Below are 19,755 nucleotides of genomic sequence, written 5' to 3'. Positions count from 1 at the left end.
AATGGCCCCACTCGTGCCCTCTATGGCGCGAAATCATCTGGAGGAGATTCCGGCTGCCATTAATCCGTTCGCTCGAAACACCATTCGCCACAGCCGGTGCCGAAAAGGCCAATTCCCGGCGTTACATTGAACCGCTGCTTCGTGCGAAACCCAAGTCTTTCAACGGCTGTCTCCAGCATTTTGGCCGAGGTGGATTGATAGGGATAGCCACCGAGCCAGTCGTCGACGTCCGCTAGGAACTCCATGCCTCGACGCGTGCGGTAGTTCTTTACGAAAGAGATCGGGTCCCTGTGGCGCAGCGTCCTGGCCAACATGTATGCCGAAACAAACAGCGCCTTCACCGGAGGCCGCAGCCACCGATGAGAGGAATACAGCCTCTTTTCGATCGTCCATAGTCCGCAGAGCGGCGTCTTCAGGTAGATCGCGATGCCGAATCGTCCGCCCTTTCCAACAAGACGGGACGCGTTTGCGATCGCTGTCCACATGTCTCCGGTATGGTGCAGCACACCCCACGAATAGACGATGTCGCATGTCCCGGTCGGAAGCGATGTCCTGTCGAGGATATCGGCCCGCTCGACGCTCCATTCGGTTTTCGGTGCGAACCGGGAAAGCACGGCCCTCGTCGTTTCGACGCAGTCCGCGTCATAGTCGAGCGCCTTGACCATCGCTGCACCCAGGCGAAGAGCGGCTGCCGAATGCAGGCCCGATCCGCAGCCGATATCGAGAAAAGTCTTGCCCTCCAGATCGCCCACCAGGCGGCGAAGATCCTCGCAAGCCCGATCGACATGTTCGTCCTCGAAGCGTGTGGCGAGTTCGGACCAGTTGCGGCCGAAATCGTAGCGCGCGTTCATACGTTCTCCGTCCGACCTCTGCGAAAGACCAAAGCTTTGGATCATACCCGATAGAATTCCCGATACCATTGCACGAAGCGCGGAACCCCGACTTCGATCGGGATCTTGGGCCTGAAGCCGACCGCCTCCTCAAGCGAGCTGACATTGGCGAACGTTGCCGGAACGTCGCCCGCCTGGATCGGCATCAAGTTGCGGCTTGCCCTGCGTCCGAGCGCATCCTCCAACACTTCGATCAACCGGGTCAATTGAACGGGAGAATTGCCGCCGATGTTGTGGATCCTGAACGGCGCGTTGCTGGTCGCAGGGTCCGGCGCGGCGCTTTTCCACTCAGGATTAGGTGTCGCGGGATGCCGCATGACGCGGACGATGCCTTCGACGATGTCGTCGATATAAGTGAAATCGCGCTGCATGTTGCCGTGGTTGAAGAGGTCGATCGGCTCGCCGGCCAGGATGGCTCTAGCGAAGATGAACAGGGCCATGTCGGGCCGTCCCCACGGACCATAGACGGTGAAGAAGCGCAATCCCGTCGTCGGCAGCGCGAACAGATGGCTGTACGTATGTGCCATCAGCTCGTTGGCCTTTTTGCTTGCGGCATAGAGGCTGAGTGGATGGTCGGCCGAATCATGCACCGAAAACGGCATGCGCGTGCTGCCGCCATAGATCGAACTCGAGGACGCGTAGACCAGATGGCTGACCGATGCATGCCGGCATCCTTCCAGGATGTTGAGGAAGCCGTTGAGATTGCTCTCGGCATACGCATGCGGATTGGTCAGCGAATAGCGCACGCCAGCTTGAGCGGCTAGATTGACGACGATCTCGGGTGCGGCTGATTGAAACAGCGCTGAAATGCGGCCGCGCTCGGTGAGGTCGACATGCTCGAACCGAAAGTTCGAAGATCCTTTCAACCGCTCGAGCCGTGCCTGCTTCAAGGTGACGTCATAGTACTCGTTCATGGAGTCGAGGCCGATGACGTGCCGGCCCTCGGCAAGCAGCCTCTGGCACAGATGAAACCCTATGAAACCGGCGGCGCCGGTAATCAGAACAGGTATGCTTGACGTCAACGACATATCCTAGCGTTGGTTAAGGCCGAGCCTTACAGGCTCCAATATCTTATCTTGTCGGGAACTTCATTGGGCTTGAGGGCCGACTTGATGTCGAACAGCGTTCCGCCCGGCCTAATCATCTGAAAAAGACGCGCTCTCTCGCCGACGAGATAATGCTTGTGAGGCACCGCCAGAACAAGCGCCTGCAGATCGTTTATTTCCTCAAGCGGCAGGATCGTTTCGCCATGCTCGCGTCGGGCGGCTTCGGCATCGGCGAGAGGATCGTGGATTTTGGGGACAATTCCGAACTGCCTCAGTTCCTTGACCATGTCGAAAACGCGGCTGTTGCGCAAATCTGGCACATCCTCCTTGAAGGTCAGCCCAAGAATGCCGACGCAGGCCCCTTTGACGGGAATGTCCGTGCGGATCAGCTGTTTGATAACCTGCTGGGCGACGAAGGCTCCCATGCCGTCATTGATGCGGCGTCCAGCGAGGATGATATGCGGGTGGTAGCCTTCGGCCTCAGCCTTGGCGGTCAGATAGTACGGATCGACGCTGATGCAGTGGCCGCCCACGAAGCCCGGCTTGAAGGGAAGAAAGTTCCATTTCGTCGACGCGGCATCGAGGACGTCCTGCGTTCGTATATCAAGCCGCTCGAAGATCATGGCCAGTTCATTCATCAGCGCGATGTTCAGGTCACGCTGGGTGTTCTCGATGACCTTTGCTGCCTCGGCTACCCTAATCGACTGCGCGCGGTAGACGCCGGCGTCGATGATACGGCCGTAGATGCTGGCCACGCGCTCCAGCGTCTCTGCATTCTCTCCGGAGACAACCTTTACGATTCGCTGCAGCGAATGCTCACGATCGCCCGGGTTGGCTCGTTCAGGCGAATAGCCAAGCGCGAAGTCGTGAGGGTGCCGCAGACCAGAAATCCGCTCGATGATCGGACCGCAGAAGTCTTCGGTCACACCTGGATAGACGGTCGATTCGAACACGACGGCCGCGCCCTTGCTTACCGCTTCCCCGACGAGCTCGGACGCGAGCTTAAGAGCAGTAAGATCCGGCGCGCGATTGATGTCGATAGGGGTCGGCACGGCAACGACAAAGAAAGTCGCTTCTCTCAGCATCTCCCTGTCTGTCGTAAGCACGATTGGGGATTCCTGGAGCGCCGTCGCGTCGACCTCGCCGGTGCGATCGATGCCGTTGCGTAGCTCATTGATGCGATCTTTGCTGATATCAAATGCAATCGTTCCCGGGAAAACTTTCCCGAACGCGACAGCCACCGGAAGGCCGACATACCCCAGGCCGATTACAGCAATGCGTTCGGACATCCGCGGAATTCCTCAGGTCACTTACGAGTTGAGGCGCTTGTATGGCAGGCGATGGGCCAATTCAACGATGCGCAGTTGCGAAGACAAAAGTGTCCACTCAAAAAATCGTCTACGACCAATGTTTGTACCGCCATCCGCCCGTTCTTATCGATGTTGTGGAAAACATGCGGCAGGGTTGGGTTTCGGGTCACCAAAAATCTACAAGGGAATGCCCCTCAGCACTCAGTTCAAGAAATTGAATGCATGATTCGTATCGTAGTTATCGTCAGCGAACCAACGTCCCTTGCAACAACTCGAGGACATCTTCTGCTCGCGCTGCAAGCTGCCGGATATGAAGTCCATGCCGCAGCGCCGGTCGACGCAACGACGGTTCGTTGGCTGACTGAAAACGGGATCCGGTTTCATCCATTGCCGATGGAACGGGCCGCAATTGCGCCGTTCGGCGACACACTTTTGGCCTTTCGGCTTTACATGAAGATACGAGAACTCAAGCCCCAGGTCGTCCTGACCTGCGCGATCAAGCCGATTGTCTATGGAATACCCGCGGCGCTGATTGCAGGGGTATCGCGCCGACACGCACTCATCACGGGCCTCGGCTATGCGTTCACTGATCGGCACAAATCGCTACGCTGGAGGATGGTCAATGCTGTAGCCCGACTTCTTTACGCCGCCAGCCTGCGTGCAGCCACCACGGCCACCTTCCAGAACGAAGATGACCATGATGATTTCCGTCGCCTTGGATTGCTCGGGCTGACGCCAGCCAATGTCGTCAATGGTTCAGGGGTCGACCTGGATCGTTTCAAGGTAGCGCCTCTGCCAGAGAAACCGCGATTTCTCATGATAGCGCGTCTGCTTCGTGACAAAGGTCTCGCGGAATATCTGGGCGCGGCGAGACTGGTGAAGGCGGTTCGGTCAGAGGCTCGTTTCGACCTGGTCGGCGACGAAGATCCCAATCCCGCGGGATTTCCGGTTTCGGAGCTCGAAGCAGCCGTCAAGGACGGCACCATTCACTACCATGGGCCTGTCGAAGACGTCCGCCGGGTGATCGCCGATGCGCGCATTTACGTACTCCCGTCCTATCGCGAGGGCACGTCGCGCTCGGTTTTGGAAGCGATGGCGATGGGACGCCCGATCATAACGACGGATGCGCCGGGTTGCCGTGCGCCAATCGTCCCCGGGGTGAATGGCCTGCTTGTGCCGGTCGGCGCCACAACCCCCTTGGCCGAGGCCATGATCCAGCTGATCGACAACCCGGATGAGGCCGAATGCATGGCCAAAAACAGTCGGTCGATCGCCGAACAGCGCTATGATATCAAGAAAGTTACGGCTCACATGATGGAGATCATTGGCGTCGAAAGACCATTGTAATTCCGACGTTGGCCCGACCAGGATTTGCGTTGGCACGATTGACGGGACTGTCCACCAAGCTCATTTAGGCGATCTTTCCGCCGGCTCTGGTCCAGATATGCGGCCGACCGTTTTCAAGTGTGACGATCTCGTCGCAATTTTCGACAGTCGTGAGGCGGTGGGCGATGATCAGCACCGTCAGCTCAGCGGGCAGATCTTGGATCGCGTCCATGACTGCGGCCTCGGTCTCCGTGTCGAGCGCGCTGGTTGCCTCGTCGAAGACGAGCAAAGTCGCCTGTTTGTAGAATGCCCGTGCGATGCCTATTCTCTGGCGCTGCCCTCCGGATAACCGCACGCCACGTTCGCCGACACGCGTCTCGTAGCTCTGAGGCAAATTTTCGATGAAGTCGGCCAGGGCGGCGCGCTGTGCTGCGTTGCGAACGCGTTCGAAATCGATGCTGGCGGGGTCGATGCCGAACGCAATGTTCTCGGTGATTGAAGCATCGGCAAGGAATATGGCTTGTGGCACATGGGCAATCTGGCTTTGCCATGCACGCCTCGTGTTTCCATCTAGGCGCTGCCCATCGATTTCGATGACTCCGCTTGTCGGCTCGAGGAGACCCATAATTAGATCGACTGTGGTGCTCTTCCCGCTGCCAGTCTTGCCTACAAAGCCGACCTTGGCACCCTTCACGATCGTGAGGCTGAAGCGTTCGATCACCGGTGGCTGATCTGGCGCGTAGCGGAACGACAGATCTTTCAGCACGATTGTCCGACCGAATGGCAGCCGTTTCGGGGCAGGTCCTTGCGATTTAGCTGGGAATGGTGCCTCGATCGTCTTCAGCACCGCTTCGACCCCAGCGATATTGCCGAGGACGAGCGCCCAGTTGGCATAGATCAATTGCATCAGGGGTACTAGACGCTGCGCGCCTAGAGCGAACGTTCCGAGCATTGGCAAAACCTGCCCGGCATCGTTTGTCCGAGTTATCAGCCAGTAGGCGAGTGCGGCGATGATCACCATTCCAGTGGCTTCGATCGCGAAGCGAGGAGTAGCGGCGGCGAGGGCGTTCGCCGAGTACGCGCGCTGCAAATGCCTGTCGAGCTCTTCGAATCGGGAGAGGAAGTAGGGCTGCGTGTCATTTATGATGACGTCGCGAATGCCTCCCAAGCCCTCCTGCACTGCACGAATGTCTTCCGCCTGCATTCGCTCGATCGTCCGGGCATTAGTCTTGAGATGCTTGCGAATGAAAAATGACATGCCGAGGTAGGCCGCACCCAATCCGGCAAAGATCACGAATGTGATGAATGAACTCAGCGCGAACATCGCAGCGACGACAAAGACGCTGATAATCGCTCCGCCAACCGCTTGGAGAAGCGGAAGGAGCACGTTCATGTTGATGATGTGGACTTGCCTGAGTGTCGCGAGCACTGAGCTGGAGCTATTCGAAAGGTGATAGCTATAAGGCTGATAGAGGGCGCGCTTATAAACTTTCACGGCCAGTTCGTGTCCAAGCGAAAACACGAAAGCGTGGGTCGCTCGAGAGAGAAGAATCCGCATCGCGCCAGCGACTATCACTATTGCCGAAAAGAGCGACAGTAAGGGCAGGAGGCTGTCGTTAGAACCGAAGCCCTGCAACTGGCGCGCGATCCATGACTGACCGCCAATTGCATTGGGATCAGCAATTCTAGCGAGAAACGGCAAGAGGGCGCCGAGGGTCGCAGCCTCAGCGATCGCGCCGAAGAACATTAGGACGAGGAGGCCGAGAAACTGCCGCCGTTGGTGCCTCGATAGTTGTGACCACAAGCGTCGAAGCGCGTCGGTCGTGCTGTCTAGAGTTTGGTTTCGGGTCAAAGCCAACGTATCGTCCAAATTGATGACGCTCAATGCGCATGCACGGGACCAGGAAACAAGTCGTAATTGGCGCCAGTCGACTATTTCTCGCGTTGGATCGCACCAACCGCCATCCGCAGGCTGGACCATTCCGACCAACTTGCGAACGTGCCATAATGATATGCTTTATTCTCAGCAGAGAGGAAAAGGCGATTCTAAGCAGGAGCCGTCATTTGGCCGCCGATCGGTTCTGGCAGTCGCTGGGTCTCTGTCTGATGGCAGCGGGGGCAGCATTTCTGCTTTTTGTCGCCGCTTACCCCCTGGGCTTGATCCGCGCCTATCCGGCGCCGCCCTCCGCAGCCATCGAAGGACCGCTCGGGTTCGAAAGGGAAATTGAGGACTTGAATGGCCTTTACCGAGAGCCCGACGAACCTAAGCAGGTTTATCTTGAGCGCCTCACAAAGTCTGTCGCAGGTGGAATGGTGCACTACTGGACAGAAGGGGACCGCTGGACGGCAAGCGACACGCGCTACACCAGGATCAGTGTTTTCGACAACTATGTTATCTGGCTGCTCGGTTTGCTCCCCGCATACCATGAGAGCTTCCAGAACTACGAGTTTTTGACACCGGGGAAGGCTTTGGGCCGCGGATACGGCTTCTGTTCCCAAGTCTCGAAGATTGTCTACTCGATCCTCATCGAACAAGGAATTCAAGCGACTATATATGGTGCGGAGCAGCACACCATCGTGGAGGTCGATGGCAATGTTCTCGATCCCGATTACGGCGTCATTGTCCCGTACCCTCTTGCTCTCGTAGAAAAGGATCCGTCGATAATCGATTCCTATTATTCGGACTACGAGTCTATGCTGCCCCTGTTGCATGAGGCTTATGGTCAACCTTGGCACGCGCTTGGAACCCCGGAAGGTTTCCAGAATATTCGGGCTTATGAGACGGTACTCGAGCGCCTGAAGTGGCTTCCGCCCGTCACGTTACTGGCCATAGGCGTGCTATTTGCCGGCGGCGGGCTGCGTGGGCGCCGACCGTTCGATTCCGTTCCGAAAATATTTACTTTCGGTCGTTCGTCCGATCGTGGCGCTTAGGGAGTGCTTGCCCGAGGGCGATGCGTATGGCAAGCGACGGCAAAGGAAGTCGGCGGCAATAGAATTTCGATGAACTATGCTCCAACGAAGGCATCAGCTATCGTTCCCTCAACGGCGATCACCAAAAAACGCCGCCAAGGTGTCCTCTTTGTCATCGGACAGCTCAACCTTGGCGGAACGGAGAGCCAACTCGTACTGCTCGCCAGAGAACTGGCAAGGCGTGGCTGGAGGGTCGAAGTTTTCTCTCTTACACGGGCCGGTGATGTGCTGGCCGAGCCACTGAGCCGTGCCGGCATACCAGTATTCTATGGCCGTCACCAGCCGAAGGCCTCGACCGGCGTTGCGAAGACTTCGCCAGGCTTGAGGGAGTTGATAGTACTACTGACTGCGGCCATGTGGCTGTTTACGCGCGTCGCCTCGACACGACCGAGTGTGGTCCATGGTTTTCTGCCGCTGACCAACTTCCTTAGCGCCATAGCCGGAAGGATTGCGCTCGCACCGTTCATCGTCACCTCTCGACGCGGCCTCGGCAATCATCAGGAGCGATGGCCTTGGCTAAAATGGATGGATCGGTTCGCTAATCGGTTTTCCCATGTCGTGGTCGCGAACTCCCATGCGGTCGCGGCAGACACGGCGGCTCGTGACAACTACGACGTCAACCGCATCAAGGTTATCGCAAACGCTCTCGATCTAAGTCGCTTCGATAACATCGGCGACCTTCGAGACGAAACCCGGCGCAGACTTGGTCTTGGAGCCGACGAAGTGGCCATCGTCATAGTCGCCAATTTGCTACCATACAAGGGGCATGGCGATCTGATCGAGGCGATCGCTCTAGCGAGCAAAGTGCGGCCGAACATAAAACTATTCATGGCTGGGCAGGATCGGGGCATAGGATCAGCTCTTGCGCAGAAGGCCGATCGCCTCGGCATCGGAGCGAAAGTGGAGGCTATCGGCGTACAGAGCGATATCCCGGCCTTGCTCGCTGGCATGGATATTGGCGTTATCGCGTCTCATGAAGAGGGCTTTTGCAACGCCTTGATGGAGAAACTCGCGGCTGGCCTTCCGGTAGTCGTCACGGACGTAGGCGGAAATCCCGAGGCAGTCTCAGGCCTGCCCGGGTGTGTTTTGGTCCAGCCTCGTACTCCCGCGGATCTCGCTCGAGGTTTGCTCGCCGTGGTCGACGGTCTGCCAGGGCGCAAAACGGAACGGGAGCTTCGCCAGCGGACAATGCGGCAGCGCTATTCGATTGAGGCTATGGTCGACGCCTATGAAACTCTCTACCTCTCGGGGAATTGAATGCGCGCGGTTGCTCACGCGGATCGTTCGTTGAATCCACCGTCCACGCTGCAAGCGAACTTGGCGAATTTTTCTGCCGGATTCTGCGCTTTTACCGTCATCGTATATCAGGCATGGTTCATGCCTTTCGCGTTGCCCTTGTTCGCCGGGAGAGATGGCAGTCTCAGATTGGCGTTGTACGCCCTCTATGGCGTTGTCCTAGTTTTTTCTGTCGCGGTGGTCGCGACACGTCGTGATGTGCGCAAAGCTATCTTTCCGCTGGCTATTGGCGCCATGATGGCAGTCGCGCCGATTGCTCTGCATCCGGTGGGGATCGTCAACAGAAGCTACCTGACAACTCTGGCCCTTGGCGGCTCAACCATCGTTCTGATGCTTGCGTTCGCTCCAATGACAGTGCTGCGGCTCTCTGCATCGGTCACTGCCCTCAATGCCATTCTTTGTTTTCTGGATGTGCTCTTCGTCCACGGCTTTACCAACACCCTGGGTCGTGCGGCGGGCTTGGCACTCAATCCGAACGTTGCCGCCGCCGGGCTGCTGCTCGGTGCCGCAGCGAGCTATCGCGCCGTCGCGAAGGAATGGCGCCTAAGTTTTCTGGTTCTCGTTGGTGGGGCCCTCGTTATCACGGTGTCCCGCTCGACGCTTCTTGCCGCCGTTCCCACCCTTGTTGCGCCAATTGCTGTTGGCATCTGGCAACGCTATCGAACTGCCCGGCAATTCCAGGTCGACACTGCTGGTTGGACGCGGGCATTGGTCGTCGGGCTCGTACTGCTGGGGGCAACTGTCTCCGCCTTCACCGCGAATCGCTATTTTCGTATCGCTACCAGCGAATCTTTTGCTGGCGTGCTATTGTTAAGCGAGGCGCTCAACGATGCAGGCGAAGCTGTCGACACCTCGCTCGACCGGTCAGTTGACGTACCCGTTACTCCATTCTCGCGATCGCTTGATGACCCGGCGTCGTCAGCAACAGTTCGGCCAGAGCATATTCCCCGCGCAGATGACGAACGCCCACTTTCGATCGAGCCGTCCGGAATAGCGCGGTCAGAGAGCGTTCCATCTTCGCCGGAGGCCAGCCCGCCTAGAAACGTCACCCCGCCTTCCGAGGCGGGTCCGTCTGCGACCAGTGCAGCCAGGATTCAAGCCATCAGTGAACGCTTGAGGGATGAAGGCAAGAGAAATTCGATCTCTGCTCGAGCTTTGTTCCTGGAGCGGAGCCTCCTGGCCTACCGGGCGGGAGGATTCTTCGGCCGCGGGCTGGAGGAAGCACACCCCTTTGTTCCCCACAATAGTTTCGTTCTTTTTGCCATCGCCTTCGGCCATATCGGCTGGCTGGTCCCGCTCGGACTCCTCGGCTTCGCCTTTTGCTTCATGCGTGACGCGGAAGACCTTCCTCTCGGAATCGCTCTCGCAGGCGTAATGCTAACGTCACATGACGTCTTGCTGACGCCCAGTCTGTTCGTCCCTGTGGCCATCGGGATAGGAGGCATGCTCGCCGCAAGGATTACTCCCAGCCAAAGCAAAAGAGCACAGTCGAGCTTTTCTTTTGGGGTAGTCGGTGGCGTCGTGTTGTTCGTTATCGGCTACATCGCGGCATTACTTTTTTTGCCACCGACCGACGTCGGGCTTTCGGCTAGCCCACTCTGTTTCGCGCTTTTGTGCACGATCATCGCTTGGTCTGCTGCGACGCTGTATTTGCTTCGCCGTTCGTGTCCCATGGAGATGGGACGATAGGCGGCCGCTGGGGCTCTATCCGGCCCCCGCGAGCTCTTTGGGTGTGACCACCAGATTCTCTCGGAGTTTCTCAATGACTTTCGGAACTACAAGCCTCGCGCCGAAGATTGAGAGGTGGTGCTCGTCGACATAGAGGGTATGTCCTGCACTATCTGTCGTGCGGCAAACGGATGCTGGGCAGATCGTGTCCAACGGATCAACCATTTGAAACTTCGAATGGCGGCTCGCAAAATCTGTGAAGGCCGCTTTGAATGCGACGTGCTCTACCTTCGAGGACACTGGACATGGAAGGGTGAAATAAGTCGGCCTGAGATCGCAGATCAGGTTGCTATTTGGAGCATGTCCGATGACGATTATCGGCCCGGGAAAACCAGAATAGAGCTTGGAGATGTCTTCAAGCATTGTTGGAAACAGCTTTGCCAGATCAGCCATATCGACAGGCGCGCCGTCAGCCTTCCGTTCGAGAATGTTGCGGTACCCGGGCCAGCGCTGAGCGTGGACGATGGCTGCGATTCCGCCGGCGCTCAACCAACGGGTCGCCTGATCGGTCGCGGCTCGGCAATGCTGCGTGACCGCGCCCCTAGGCCGACTTCGAAAATCTGCTCCGAAATAGCAACTGCCGGCTTGCGCTAGCAGGAAGTGGAATTGCTTCCCGCCAAGCTCTTCGAGAGCGCGGGTGTAGTGGTCAACGTGCGAGTCCCCGACGATTAGGATCTTCGTTGGGCTTTGGAGATTTCCGAATTCGCAGAAATCCTCGCACCCAAGCGAACCCGTGATCGATTCCAAGGTCGCGCGATCGGCCAGTTCAACTCCCGCCATGGCCGATGGCGACCGCCACGGCATACCGTCCCACATGGAGTAGCTGAGCAAGGAGAAGGTAAACAGGCCTGCCAACGCAAGCCCAGCAGGTCCGACCAAGCCACGGCCAGCACGATAAGGCTCTTCAACGAACTGAAACATCATGACGGCCAATGCGAGAGCTAGGAACCCGACGAGAACGACCTCTCTCGGAAGCAACGGCCGCAGAAGGCCATATTCCCAGAATACGATCAGCGGCCAGTGCACGAGGTAAAGTGAATAGCTTATGCGGCCGATATAGATTGCCGGGCCGTTGCGTAGGACAAGACCAACATGCCGCGAGCGATCCGCGTACAGCACCATTGCGGCACCGACGGTGGGCACAAGGACATTAAAGGCCGGTGCGTGCGTCGTGCTATTTAGAAAGAAGATGGCGCTGCCGATGAGTGTTAATCCAACCAGGGCGAGCAGTTCGTGAGCAGTCACGACACGCGGCTTCGGAAGCCAGACCAGCGCCGCGCCGCAGCAAAACTCGAAGACACGGAAAGGCATGTTGTAAAAGACGGTCGCGCGGCCGTCCGAAATCCATTCGGCCGCCCGCGTTTGTGAGAGCAGCCACAATGATCCGTCCTGGAATGCAAGGATGAAACTGAAGCCCAAAACAGCAATGGCCAGAATTGCCCAAACTATCCGACGTCGGAACAGGGCGAGCAGACCCGAAAGGAGGAACGGCCACACGCAATAGAACTGCCACTCAACGCTTAGGGACCATGTGTGCAACAGCGGCTTCATGCGCGCGGCGAGGTCGAAGTAGCCGGATTCGTGCCAAAAGAGCACGTTTGAAACCCCGAGGACTGCGGCCAGAAGCGATTCTGCGAAGCTCTCCAAATGCTGTGGCGCAAACAAAAGAATCGCGGAAATGCACGTTAAGGCCAGTGTCGCAAAGAAGGCCGGCAAAAGCCGGCGAGCTCTGCGCCGGTAGAACAGCACCAAGCTGAAGCGCCCGACGTCGATATCGGCTGCGACAATGCGTGTGATCAGAAAACCACTGATCACGAAAAATACATCGACTCCGACAAAGCCACCGGAAAAGCCGGAAACTCTCAAATGAAAAAAGAGCACCGCCAAAACGGCGAGCGCTCTGAGACCGTCTATGTCTGTCCGATGATGCTCCGACCTGCCTGTTGCTGCAAATGCCGCAGACGCGCGAGAACCGTCTTGCTCCGCAATGGAGAGGTCAACGCTGCTTTCCCGCCAGGCTGCGTTAGTCGCTGTGAAAGGCGGGGCTTGGCCGCTTCGCATGGGCTCAATTGCTTATGTGGGTTGTTCGAGGCTGCAGGGCGTTCACCGCGAAAGCCCGAGTTTGGTTAGCTGCCGCGAAGGCCTGATAGAGTCCCATCACCCGCGCAAGAGCATCGTCTGTCTCCGGCTTCAAGTTTCTGCGCATATGAGATCCGTCGCGGTAAATGAACTCGCCGTTGATGTAGGTGGCGCACTGCCTGTTCGGACACATGCCCTTGAGCGGATCGACGAAAAATACCCCATTTTGCTCGGTGAGCGATCCCAGTGCAGTTACCATCGGTGACCACACCCGCAGAATCCGCTCGCTGTCCAGGTCGGTCGAGCAACGTCTCAATATCCTGCTCTCACGCATCGCCGCGCATGAAGTTAAATCCACGCCTGGCCCCGGTACCTGACCGATGATTCCGATGCGCCGTTCCGGGGTAGTGATTTCATTTACGAGGCTAAGCAGGCCGTCGCGCAACAACAGGGCCTTATCCTCCTGCCGCCCGTCATCGGCAACGACCTTGGTGCCCGTGAGGCTTGTCCAGGCAGAGGATAGCACCACAAAGTCCAGGTCTCTGCGCTGTTTCAACATGTCGACCGCGGCCTTTCGTGACGATGCGCAGCTTTCTCGGTAGTTGGGCTGTTCGGGAAAATCGCGATGGACACCTTCTCCGAACGCGGCCGGGCAAGCATGATACAGAAAGAAGGCTGTATTTTCTTGTTGACCGACGGCATCGAACAACGGGGCGAGATGCTCGGCATGGCTGTCACCCCACAGTACAGCGTGAGATCTCGCTTTATCCCACGGGGCCCCGAACGCGCAAAACGAACCGCCGAGTTCCGGAACGACGACCGTCTGGGGGCACGGCCAGTCCCACATTACGTCGAGGCTACGCATGGCCTCAGCTTCTTTCGGAATCCTGCTGACGATACCGTCGGAGTGAAATATTGCTTGGCCGCTCACACTAACGATCGACACAACGGTCGCGCCAACGACGACGGTCCTTAATGGCAGTGCCCGAAGGCGGCGTGCAGGATCCTCGACGAATCGCCAGGAGAGATAAGCCATTAGCCACGCTGCCGCGATGAGGATCGTCGCTTCCAACGCTGTCAGATTCGCGACACCAGCATAGTGACGGAAGAAGACCAGGATCGGCCAGTGCCAAAGGTAGAGACTGTAGGAAATCTTCCCTGTAAACCGCAGTGGCCAACTGGAAAGAACGGCCGCGCGGATGGCCTGCGAGCGCGGCCAGATAAGCAAGACAGCGCCAGTCACCGGGACGAGTGCGCTCAGGTCTGGGAACGGTTGACTCGCGGATAGTAGGAAGACGCTAGCGGCGATGAGGCAAACGCCGACCAGGCCGAACGCTTTGGAAGCGCTTCGCCGCCCGATCGGCGGAACAAATATGAGCAGGCCGCCTAGCGCCAGCTCCCAGGCTCGACTGAAGGGAAGATAAAACGCTTGCTTCGGATCGACCGCCACCAAGTGCAGGGCGATCGAAAAGCTGATCAGCGCGACGAGGCAGATCGCCGCGACGGCAGTTGACTGGCGATCCCGTGACAGGCGGCCGATGACTATCAAAAGAGCCGGCCACACGAGGTAGAACTGCTCTTCGACGCCGAGCGACCAAAGATGCAGAAGTGGCAGAAGCGTCGCCTCGCGGTCGAAATAGCCTGTATTCCACAGGAAGTAGTAGTTCCCCAGGCCGGCAGCGGAAAAAGCGGCGCTCCGTCCTAGGCTGGCATAGTCACCCGGGAGCAGCAGGAACCAACCCGCGACGAGCGATAAGCCGATCATCACCAGCATAGCTGGCAGGATTCGACGCATGCGCCGGCTGTAGAACTCGACCAGTGACAGATCGTTACCCTCGGCGACCAAAAGCCTTGTGATCAGGTAACCAGAAATGACGAAGAAGACATCGACGCCGACGAACCCCCCGGCAAAGCCGGGCACGCCGAAATGGAAAAGAATGACGGCGATCACCGCGATTGCGCGCAAGCCGTCGATGTCGGGCCGATAGTCGAATTTCAACGCTCCCCCCGAGCTATCCCCAAGTGTCATTAGCCTGATTGCGCCTCCTGAGTCGATGGCGAGACCAAACGCGACGGGTGACGCCGCAGTTGCATCCCAATATATTCGAACATTAGCGCCTCCTCGCCATCTAGACTGCGCGAAATATGGGGATAGCCGCACATTTTATTTCACGCTAGAACGACGAAAAACCTAAATAGGTGCTGGAATCAGTGTTGGCCTCATGGGCCGAAGCGTCTGGGTCATGGCACTAGGTTGGGAGGCGTGCCTATTCGTTGAAGGACGTTGAGGACTGTCGAAAAACTCGTCGGCTTAAGTCGGCTTGATAGAAAAACGGGTTGTTCGCCCTGTCTTTGACTGTATAGAAAGACTGTCCCGTGTGTTGCGAGGCCACGGGTCGATCTGGAGGGTGGAACTTTGGACAACCATAGCGCGGACATGGTTGAATTCGGCCCGCATACACATGTATTGGTTACTGGTGGCGCAGGCTTCGTTGGATCGGCACTGGTCGATCTGTTGCTGGCCCGCAATTGTAGCGTAACCGTTATCGACGATCTTTCGAACGGCTCGCTTGGCAATCTTCCCGCCAGCGATCCCCGGCTGGCGATCCGTACCTTCAGGGTTGGCGATCCGGCGTTCAATACTGCGGTTCACGACGAGGTTGGCCGGGCCGACGCCGTGTTCCATCTAGCGAGCCCGATCGGAGTTCAGCGCGCCCACAAGGAACGTTTCGCCGTAACCAGCGGCATTCTTGAGTCGGGCTGCGCAATTATCGAGGCATGCCGGCTGCACCGGCGCCCGCTTCTCTATACATCGAGTTCGGAAGTTTACGGCTCCGGCCGCGACCGCCCGATTACCGAGGCCGATCCTGTGATGACGGATATTCGGCCGCGATGGGGTTATGCCGCCGCCAAGTCGGCGGTCGAGCATCTGGTCGCCGGCCTGTTTTTCGATTTCGGTATCCCGACCTGGATCGTCCGACCCTTCAACATGGCCGGGCCGCGGCAGCGCGCGGCAACTGGCCTGGTGTTGCCGGTCTTTGTCAAAGCGGCCTTGCGGGGCGAGCCGCTCATCGTTCACGATGACGGTGAACAGAGGCGGGCATTCCTTCACGTTAGCGACGCTGCGGAAGGATTGCTCCTGGCTATGCAATGCCGTTCGCTGCGGGGACGGCCGGTCAACTTGGGCGGCAGCGAGGCCGTGCAGATTGGCAACCTTGCAAAGATGGTGGTCGAAGCCACCAAGACGAATGCGCCAATCGTCATGAAGCCTTCCAATGCGGTCTACGGCGAGAGGTTCGCAGTAACGTATGATCGCGTGCCGGACACAAATCTTTTGACCACAATGACGGGCTGGCGTCCTTTGCGAAGCACAAAGCAGACGATTGTCGACTGCATCGAGCATATGCGTGCCGAACGAGTAATGGCTTGACACCTGGACCATTGGTCCCATTCATCGAGGCCCTGCTTATAGCGGTTCCTAGCGTTTGGCTGTTTGCGCGTCTTGCGATCCGTATCGGCGCGGTCTCGAGGGTCAAGAGCGATCGATGGCACACATCGGGTGATGTTCCCCGGCTGGCCGGGCCCGCCATGCTGATCGCGATGTCGCCGTGGCTTCCGGTCGAGCGTGTTCTTCTGCTCGCTGCTTTCTGTCTGATCGGCGCCCTCGATGACGTGCGATCGCTATCCGCCGGTGCCAAGGCGGGGGCATTGGCCGCTGCGGCGATCTTTGCTGGAATTGTTACGGGTTTGTGGTGGGCCCCGATCGTCACCTGGATAGCCTGCAACGCAGTCAATATGCTCGATCACGCGGATGGCCTTGCGGCGAGCGCTGTTGCGGCGGCGTTCCTTGGTCTGGGCGGCGATGTCGGCATGGCCGGCGCGGGCGCCTGTGTCGGCTTCCTCTGCTTCAACTATCCGCCCGCGCGCGTTTTCATGGGCGATAGCGGCAGCCTTCTGCTTGGCGCGGCAATTGTGCTTTGCACCTCCGACAAGGGGCTTGGCCCGTCATTGGTGTGGATCGCGGTGCCGCTGATAGATGCCGTATTCGTTATTATTCGCCGCCTGCGGCACGGGCGCCTGCCGTGGATCGGCGGCACGGATCACCTCGGTCATACCTTGCTGAGGATCGGTGTGAGCAGTAAGATCTTGCCGGCGCTATACGCGGCGGTGGCACTGGCGATTGGACTAGTGGCCACTGCTTAGGTACTCGCGTGGGTGCTAACCTCAATACTGATAGGCTTGATCCCAGCGGGATCGTTCAATGTCCGCCAAGGATATATCAGCGCCAGTCTGAATGTCCGCTTTTGACGTTCCGCGGCCAAGAGCTGCCCATCCGCTAACGTGAAGAGTTTCGGGCGCCGGCAGGCGTACGAAAGTCCCCGAGGAAGGAACCCGCGGGCCACAGGCGATGGCTATGGGGATTTCGATTTTCGGCAGATGTCGGCGATGGTGCGACCGGTGTCGGGAGGCTCTGGGGTGGATGCGGACGGACCGCTTCGTTGCGCCTGCGCGCGGTGTTGTCGGGACGGTGGGCGGCTGGCCGCGGCTCTGTCGGCGTTGATGATCACCATGGACAGGGCGCCGGCAGGCGTACGAAAGTCCCCGAGGAAGGAACCCGCGGGCCACAGGCGATGGCTATGGGGATTTCGATTTTCGGCAGATGTCGGCGATGGTGCGACCGGTGTCGGGAGGCTCTGGGGTGGATGCGGACGGACCGCTTCGTTGCGCCTGCGCGCGGTGTTGTCGGGACGGTGGGCGGCTGGCCGCGGCTCTGTCGGCGTTGATGATCACCATGGACAGGCGTGGATCCGGTGCCGGAGGCTGTGCGCCTACGACTTGAGACGGGATCATGCCATGCCGGGTCATGGGGCGGTCTCCCGGTTCGTCGTCCGTGCGCCCGGCGGTCCGCGCGGCTGCCTCCATCGTTCGAAGGTCTCGATGATGATCATGCGGCCGCCACAGCAGGGGCATGGCGGGCGGAAGTCGTCCGGCTCGTCCGTGGTGTCGTCATCGGACGGTACGGCGACGTTCAGGAGTTCGCGAGCAATCGCGAGGCTGGCCTTGCGAGCGGAGCCGGCAAGCAGGCCGTAGTGTCGGATGCGATGGAAGCCGCGCGGCAGGACGTGCAGCAGGAAGCGGCGGATGAACTCGTCGGTGGCGATCGTCATGACCTGCTGCCGCTCGGCGACAGGGCAACGATAATCCTTGTAGCGGAAGGTGACGCCGTCCTCGTCGAAACGGATGAGGCGGCTGTTCGAGATCGCGACCCGGTGCGTGTAGCGCGACAGATAGAACCGTTGAAATTAGGAAGAGGCCGACGACGATCTGCAGCCACTCCGCAGGGGCCGTGGAGAACAGAACCGCACCGAGGAATCCGCCGATGAGGGCACCCGGAAGCCCGCATTTGACCACCGACCACTCGATGTCTCTCCAGAACGCGAATGCCCGACCGCCGCCCGCTACCATCGTGGCCAGTGTCGTCACCGGAGCCACCGCCTGTGCTCCGGCGATGAAACCCACTAGTGGGACGAGGAGCAATGCTCCGCCACCACCACCGACTGTCGATACGATCCAGGCAACGAAGCCTGACACCACAAGGAGAATATACTCGACCATCCGACCCTCCGCTCACCTGTCTGGCTCGTGCGAATTGTCTTCGAAGTTCGACCGGCAACGGCCTTCAGCGGCCGGCTCGCGGAAACAGCTCGATCGGATTTCCGGAGGGGTCCTCGAGCAGGATCTGGTTTCCCCCGATGCCCTTCCACGATCTCGTTTCGGAAACAGCAATTCGCTCGCCTACCTGGATTGCTCGCGCGAATGCTGGGGATGAATGCTAACGCCAGCGTACCGGTACGCTAGCTTCAGTCCTTCTTGAACTCGAATAGCTCGATGACGTTGCCCGAAGGATCTTCGATCAAGATGGCGCGACCGGCGCCGCCGTCGCTTATATCGCCGCGGAATCGTGCATGAGCCCGGCGCAACCGCTCAATCAGAACGTCGAGCTCCTTCGTGACGATCATAAACCGGTTCCACCCGCCAGGCCTCGGATCGCCGCCCGCCTGACCACCGCTTCCCGCGCCTGGGGCGCTGAGATATAGCGTGAATTCGTCGCGCAACAGCGCGGCGAACTTGCCCGGATTGTGCTTGTCGACCTTGAAATCGAGATTGTCTTGATAGAACTCGACCGCCTCGTCGACGTCGGCAACGATATATCGGACGGAAATCATTCAAACTCCTTCCGTCTCCGATAACCCGCGATGGTATATTCAGTTCCTTCTAAAGGCCGGCCGCGCCTGACCGTTTAGTAGGTGATCTTCGGGTACCAGTCGGTCCCGCGGCCCCCCGGCGTCCAGTCCAGGACATTCCATAGCATCATCAGGTCCGGCTCGGTTGTCGGGTCCTTGCCCGGATCGGCTGACTCGAAACCGAGCTCCGCGCCCCAGAAGTGCCGGATGGTGCCGTCGCGCCGGGTGAAGACGTTCTCGGCGGCCGTGTCGGTCCCATCGTCCATGATGGCGTGGTAGTCCCGGCTGAAATTGCCGTTGAGGTCGGCATAGAGCGGCAGGTTCTTCCAGCCGCGCTCCACCTTGAAGGCGATCTGACGCTCGATGGCCGAAAGGCCTACGACCGCGAGGGCGATCCGCTGGCGGAGGTGGTCGGCGTTGCCGTCCAGGCAGCTCAAGAGCGCGGTGCACATGGGGCAAGGGCGCTGGCGCTTGGGACCGTACATCCAGTTGTAGACGAACAGGGTGTCCTTATCGCCGAAGAGCGCCTCGAAGCCGACGGGATTGGCGCCGGCCACGCTGCTGGCTTCGCCCATGAACTGATAGTCGCCTTTCACCTCACCGCCAGGCGGCAAGGCGCGACGCTGGGCGGCTACACGCGCAATGTGGCGATTGAGTTCGATCTCCTCGGCCAGCAGGGCCTCGCGCGCCTTGCGGTACTCGGCGCTCTCGTTCGGCTGGCGGGCGCGGTTCTTGTGAGCGATTGCAGTGGCGGGTTGCAGAGCGGTGCCGTCGGCCATGACCTTCTCCCAATTCAAACCACTCTAACTGGCTACCCGCCTTAGGGTTCCGCCTGGATCGTTGCCGCGGCCGATGGATGGCGCTC

The 19,755-nt window shown here is 59.0% G+C and carries 14 protein-coding genes and 3 pseudogenes; 6 read left to right on the top strand and 11 right to left on the bottom strand.

Translation table 11 applies throughout. The annotated features are described in order from the left end of the window. Positions 1–59 precede the first annotated feature (59 nt). From EJ070_RS33060 to EJ070_RS33050, 3 genes are read right to left on the bottom strand one after another with little or no spacing between them, the layout of a single operon-like run. Positions 60–851 (bottom strand): class I SAM-dependent methyltransferase, encoded by a 792-nt coding sequence (locus tag EJ070_RS33060; RefSeq protein ID WP_189350218.1) that lies wholly within the window; start codon positions 849–851, stop codon positions 60–62. Between the two features lie 41 nt (positions 852–892). Continuing rightward, entirely contained in the window at positions 893–1,918 is a 1,026-nt protein-coding gene (locus tag EJ070_RS33055; protein WP_126095089.1) for an NAD-dependent epimerase, read from the bottom strand. Between the two features lie 26 nt (positions 1,919–1,944). Continuing rightward, entirely contained in the window at positions 1,945–3,225 is a 1,281-nt protein-coding gene (locus tag EJ070_RS33050; protein ID WP_126095088.1) for a nucleotide sugar dehydrogenase, read from the bottom strand. Between the two features lie 243 nt (positions 3,226–3,468). On the opposite strand from EJ070_RS33050, the gene EJ070_RS33045 reads away from it, so the two are divergent. Continuing rightward, complete coding sequence (locus EJ070_RS33045; RefSeq protein WP_210211962.1) at positions 3,469–4,593, top strand: glycosyltransferase family 4 protein; 1,125 nt, start codon at positions 3,469–3,471, stop codon at positions 4,591–4,593. 64 nt (positions 4,594–4,657) lie between these two features. On the opposite strand, the gene EJ070_RS33040 is transcribed toward EJ070_RS33045, so the two are convergent. Further along, positions 4,658–6,457, bottom strand: coding sequence for an ABC transporter ATP-binding protein (locus tag EJ070_RS33040; protein WP_245464751.1), 1,800 nt, complete (start codon positions 6,455–6,457; stop codon positions 4,658–4,660). 179 nt (positions 6,458–6,636) lie between these two features. Here EJ070_RS33040 and EJ070_RS33035 point away from each other — a divergent pair, with 179 nt between their 5' ends. The 3 genes from EJ070_RS33035 (at position 6,637) to EJ070_RS33025 (ending at position 10,527) form a co-directional block, all read left to right on the top strand. Further along, on the top strand, positions 6,637–7,503 hold the full coding sequence (locus EJ070_RS33035; protein WP_126095087.1) for a hypothetical protein: 867 nt from the start codon (positions 6,637–6,639) through the stop codon (positions 7,501–7,503). A 69-nt stretch (positions 7,504–7,572) separates the two neighbouring features. Then, the gene (locus EJ070_RS33030) at positions 7,573–8,799 is read left to right on the top strand and encodes a glycosyltransferase (RefSeq protein ID WP_126095086.1); all 1,227 of its coding nucleotides are present in this window, start codon (positions 7,573–7,575) and stop codon (positions 8,797–8,799) included. Further along, positions 8,800–10,527, top strand: coding sequence for an O-antigen ligase family protein (locus EJ070_RS33025; protein WP_126095085.1), 1,728 nt, complete (start codon positions 8,800–8,802; stop codon positions 10,525–10,527). A 15-nt stretch (positions 10,528–10,542) separates the two neighbouring features. On the opposite strand, the gene EJ070_RS33020 is transcribed toward EJ070_RS33025, so the two are convergent. Together EJ070_RS33020 and EJ070_RS33015 are read right to left on the bottom strand one after the other, a co-directional pair. Beyond that, entirely contained in the window at positions 10,543–12,627 is a 2,085-nt protein-coding gene (locus EJ070_RS33020) for an acyltransferase family protein (protein WP_126095084.1), read from the bottom strand. A gap of 4 nt (positions 12,628–12,631) precedes the next feature. Further along, positions 12,632–14,644, bottom strand: a complete 2,013-nt coding sequence (locus EJ070_RS33015; protein ID WP_189350214.1) for an acyltransferase family protein — start codon at positions 14,642–14,644, stop codon at positions 12,632–12,634. A 417-nt stretch (positions 14,645–15,061) separates the two neighbouring features. On the opposite strand from EJ070_RS33015, the gene EJ070_RS33010 reads away from it, so the two are divergent. Both EJ070_RS33010 and EJ070_RS33005 read left to right on the top strand, forming a co-directional pair. Next, the gene (locus EJ070_RS33010) at positions 15,062–16,075 is read left to right on the top strand and encodes an NAD-dependent epimerase/dehydratase family protein (protein WP_126095082.1); all 1,014 of its coding nucleotides are present in this window, start codon (positions 15,062–15,064) and stop codon (positions 16,073–16,075) included. Between the two features lie 158 nt (positions 16,076–16,233). After that, positions 16,234–16,848 carry an MraY family glycosyltransferase gene (locus EJ070_RS33005; protein WP_245464750.1) on the top strand — a complete coding sequence of 205 codons (615 nt, stop codon included), beginning with the start codon at positions 16,234–16,236 and terminating at the stop codon, positions 16,846–16,848. A gap of 659 nt (positions 16,849–17,507) precedes the next feature. Here EJ070_RS33005 and EJ070_RS32995 read toward each other — a convergent pair. The 5 genes and pseudogenes from EJ070_RS32995 to EJ070_RS32975 all read right to left on the bottom strand — a co-directional run. Further along, positions 17,508–17,936 (bottom strand): annotated as a pseudogene (locus tag EJ070_RS32995) (transposase); the annotation flags it as partial. Beyond that, positions 17,932–18,261: pseudogene (locus tag EJ070_RS32990) on the bottom strand (TSUP family transporter); the annotation flags it as partial. The pseudogenes EJ070_RS32995 and EJ070_RS32990, both read right to left, overlap by 5 nt. Positions 18,262–18,325: 64 nt before the next feature. Further along, positions 18,326–18,443: pseudogene (locus EJ070_RS37310) on the bottom strand (VOC family protein); the annotation flags it as partial. A gap of 63 nt (positions 18,444–18,506) precedes the next feature. Beyond that, on the bottom strand, positions 18,507–18,872 hold the full coding sequence (locus tag EJ070_RS32980) for a VOC family protein (protein WP_126095079.1): 366 nt from the start codon (positions 18,870–18,872) through the stop codon (positions 18,507–18,509). A gap of 74 nt (positions 18,873–18,946) precedes the next feature. After that, entirely contained in the window at positions 18,947–19,669 is a 723-nt protein-coding gene (locus EJ070_RS32975) for a DUF899 family protein (protein WP_126095078.1), read from the bottom strand. Between the last annotated feature and the right edge of the window lie 86 nt (positions 19,670–19,755).

Source organism: Mesorhizobium sp. M1E.F.Ca.ET.045.02.1.1 (assembly GCF_003952485.1).
GTDB lineage: Bacteria > Pseudomonadota > Alphaproteobacteria > Rhizobiales > Rhizobiaceae > Mesorhizobium.
Note: the sequence above shows the minus strand (reverse complement) of the source record. Positions and strands in the feature narration are given on the sequence as shown.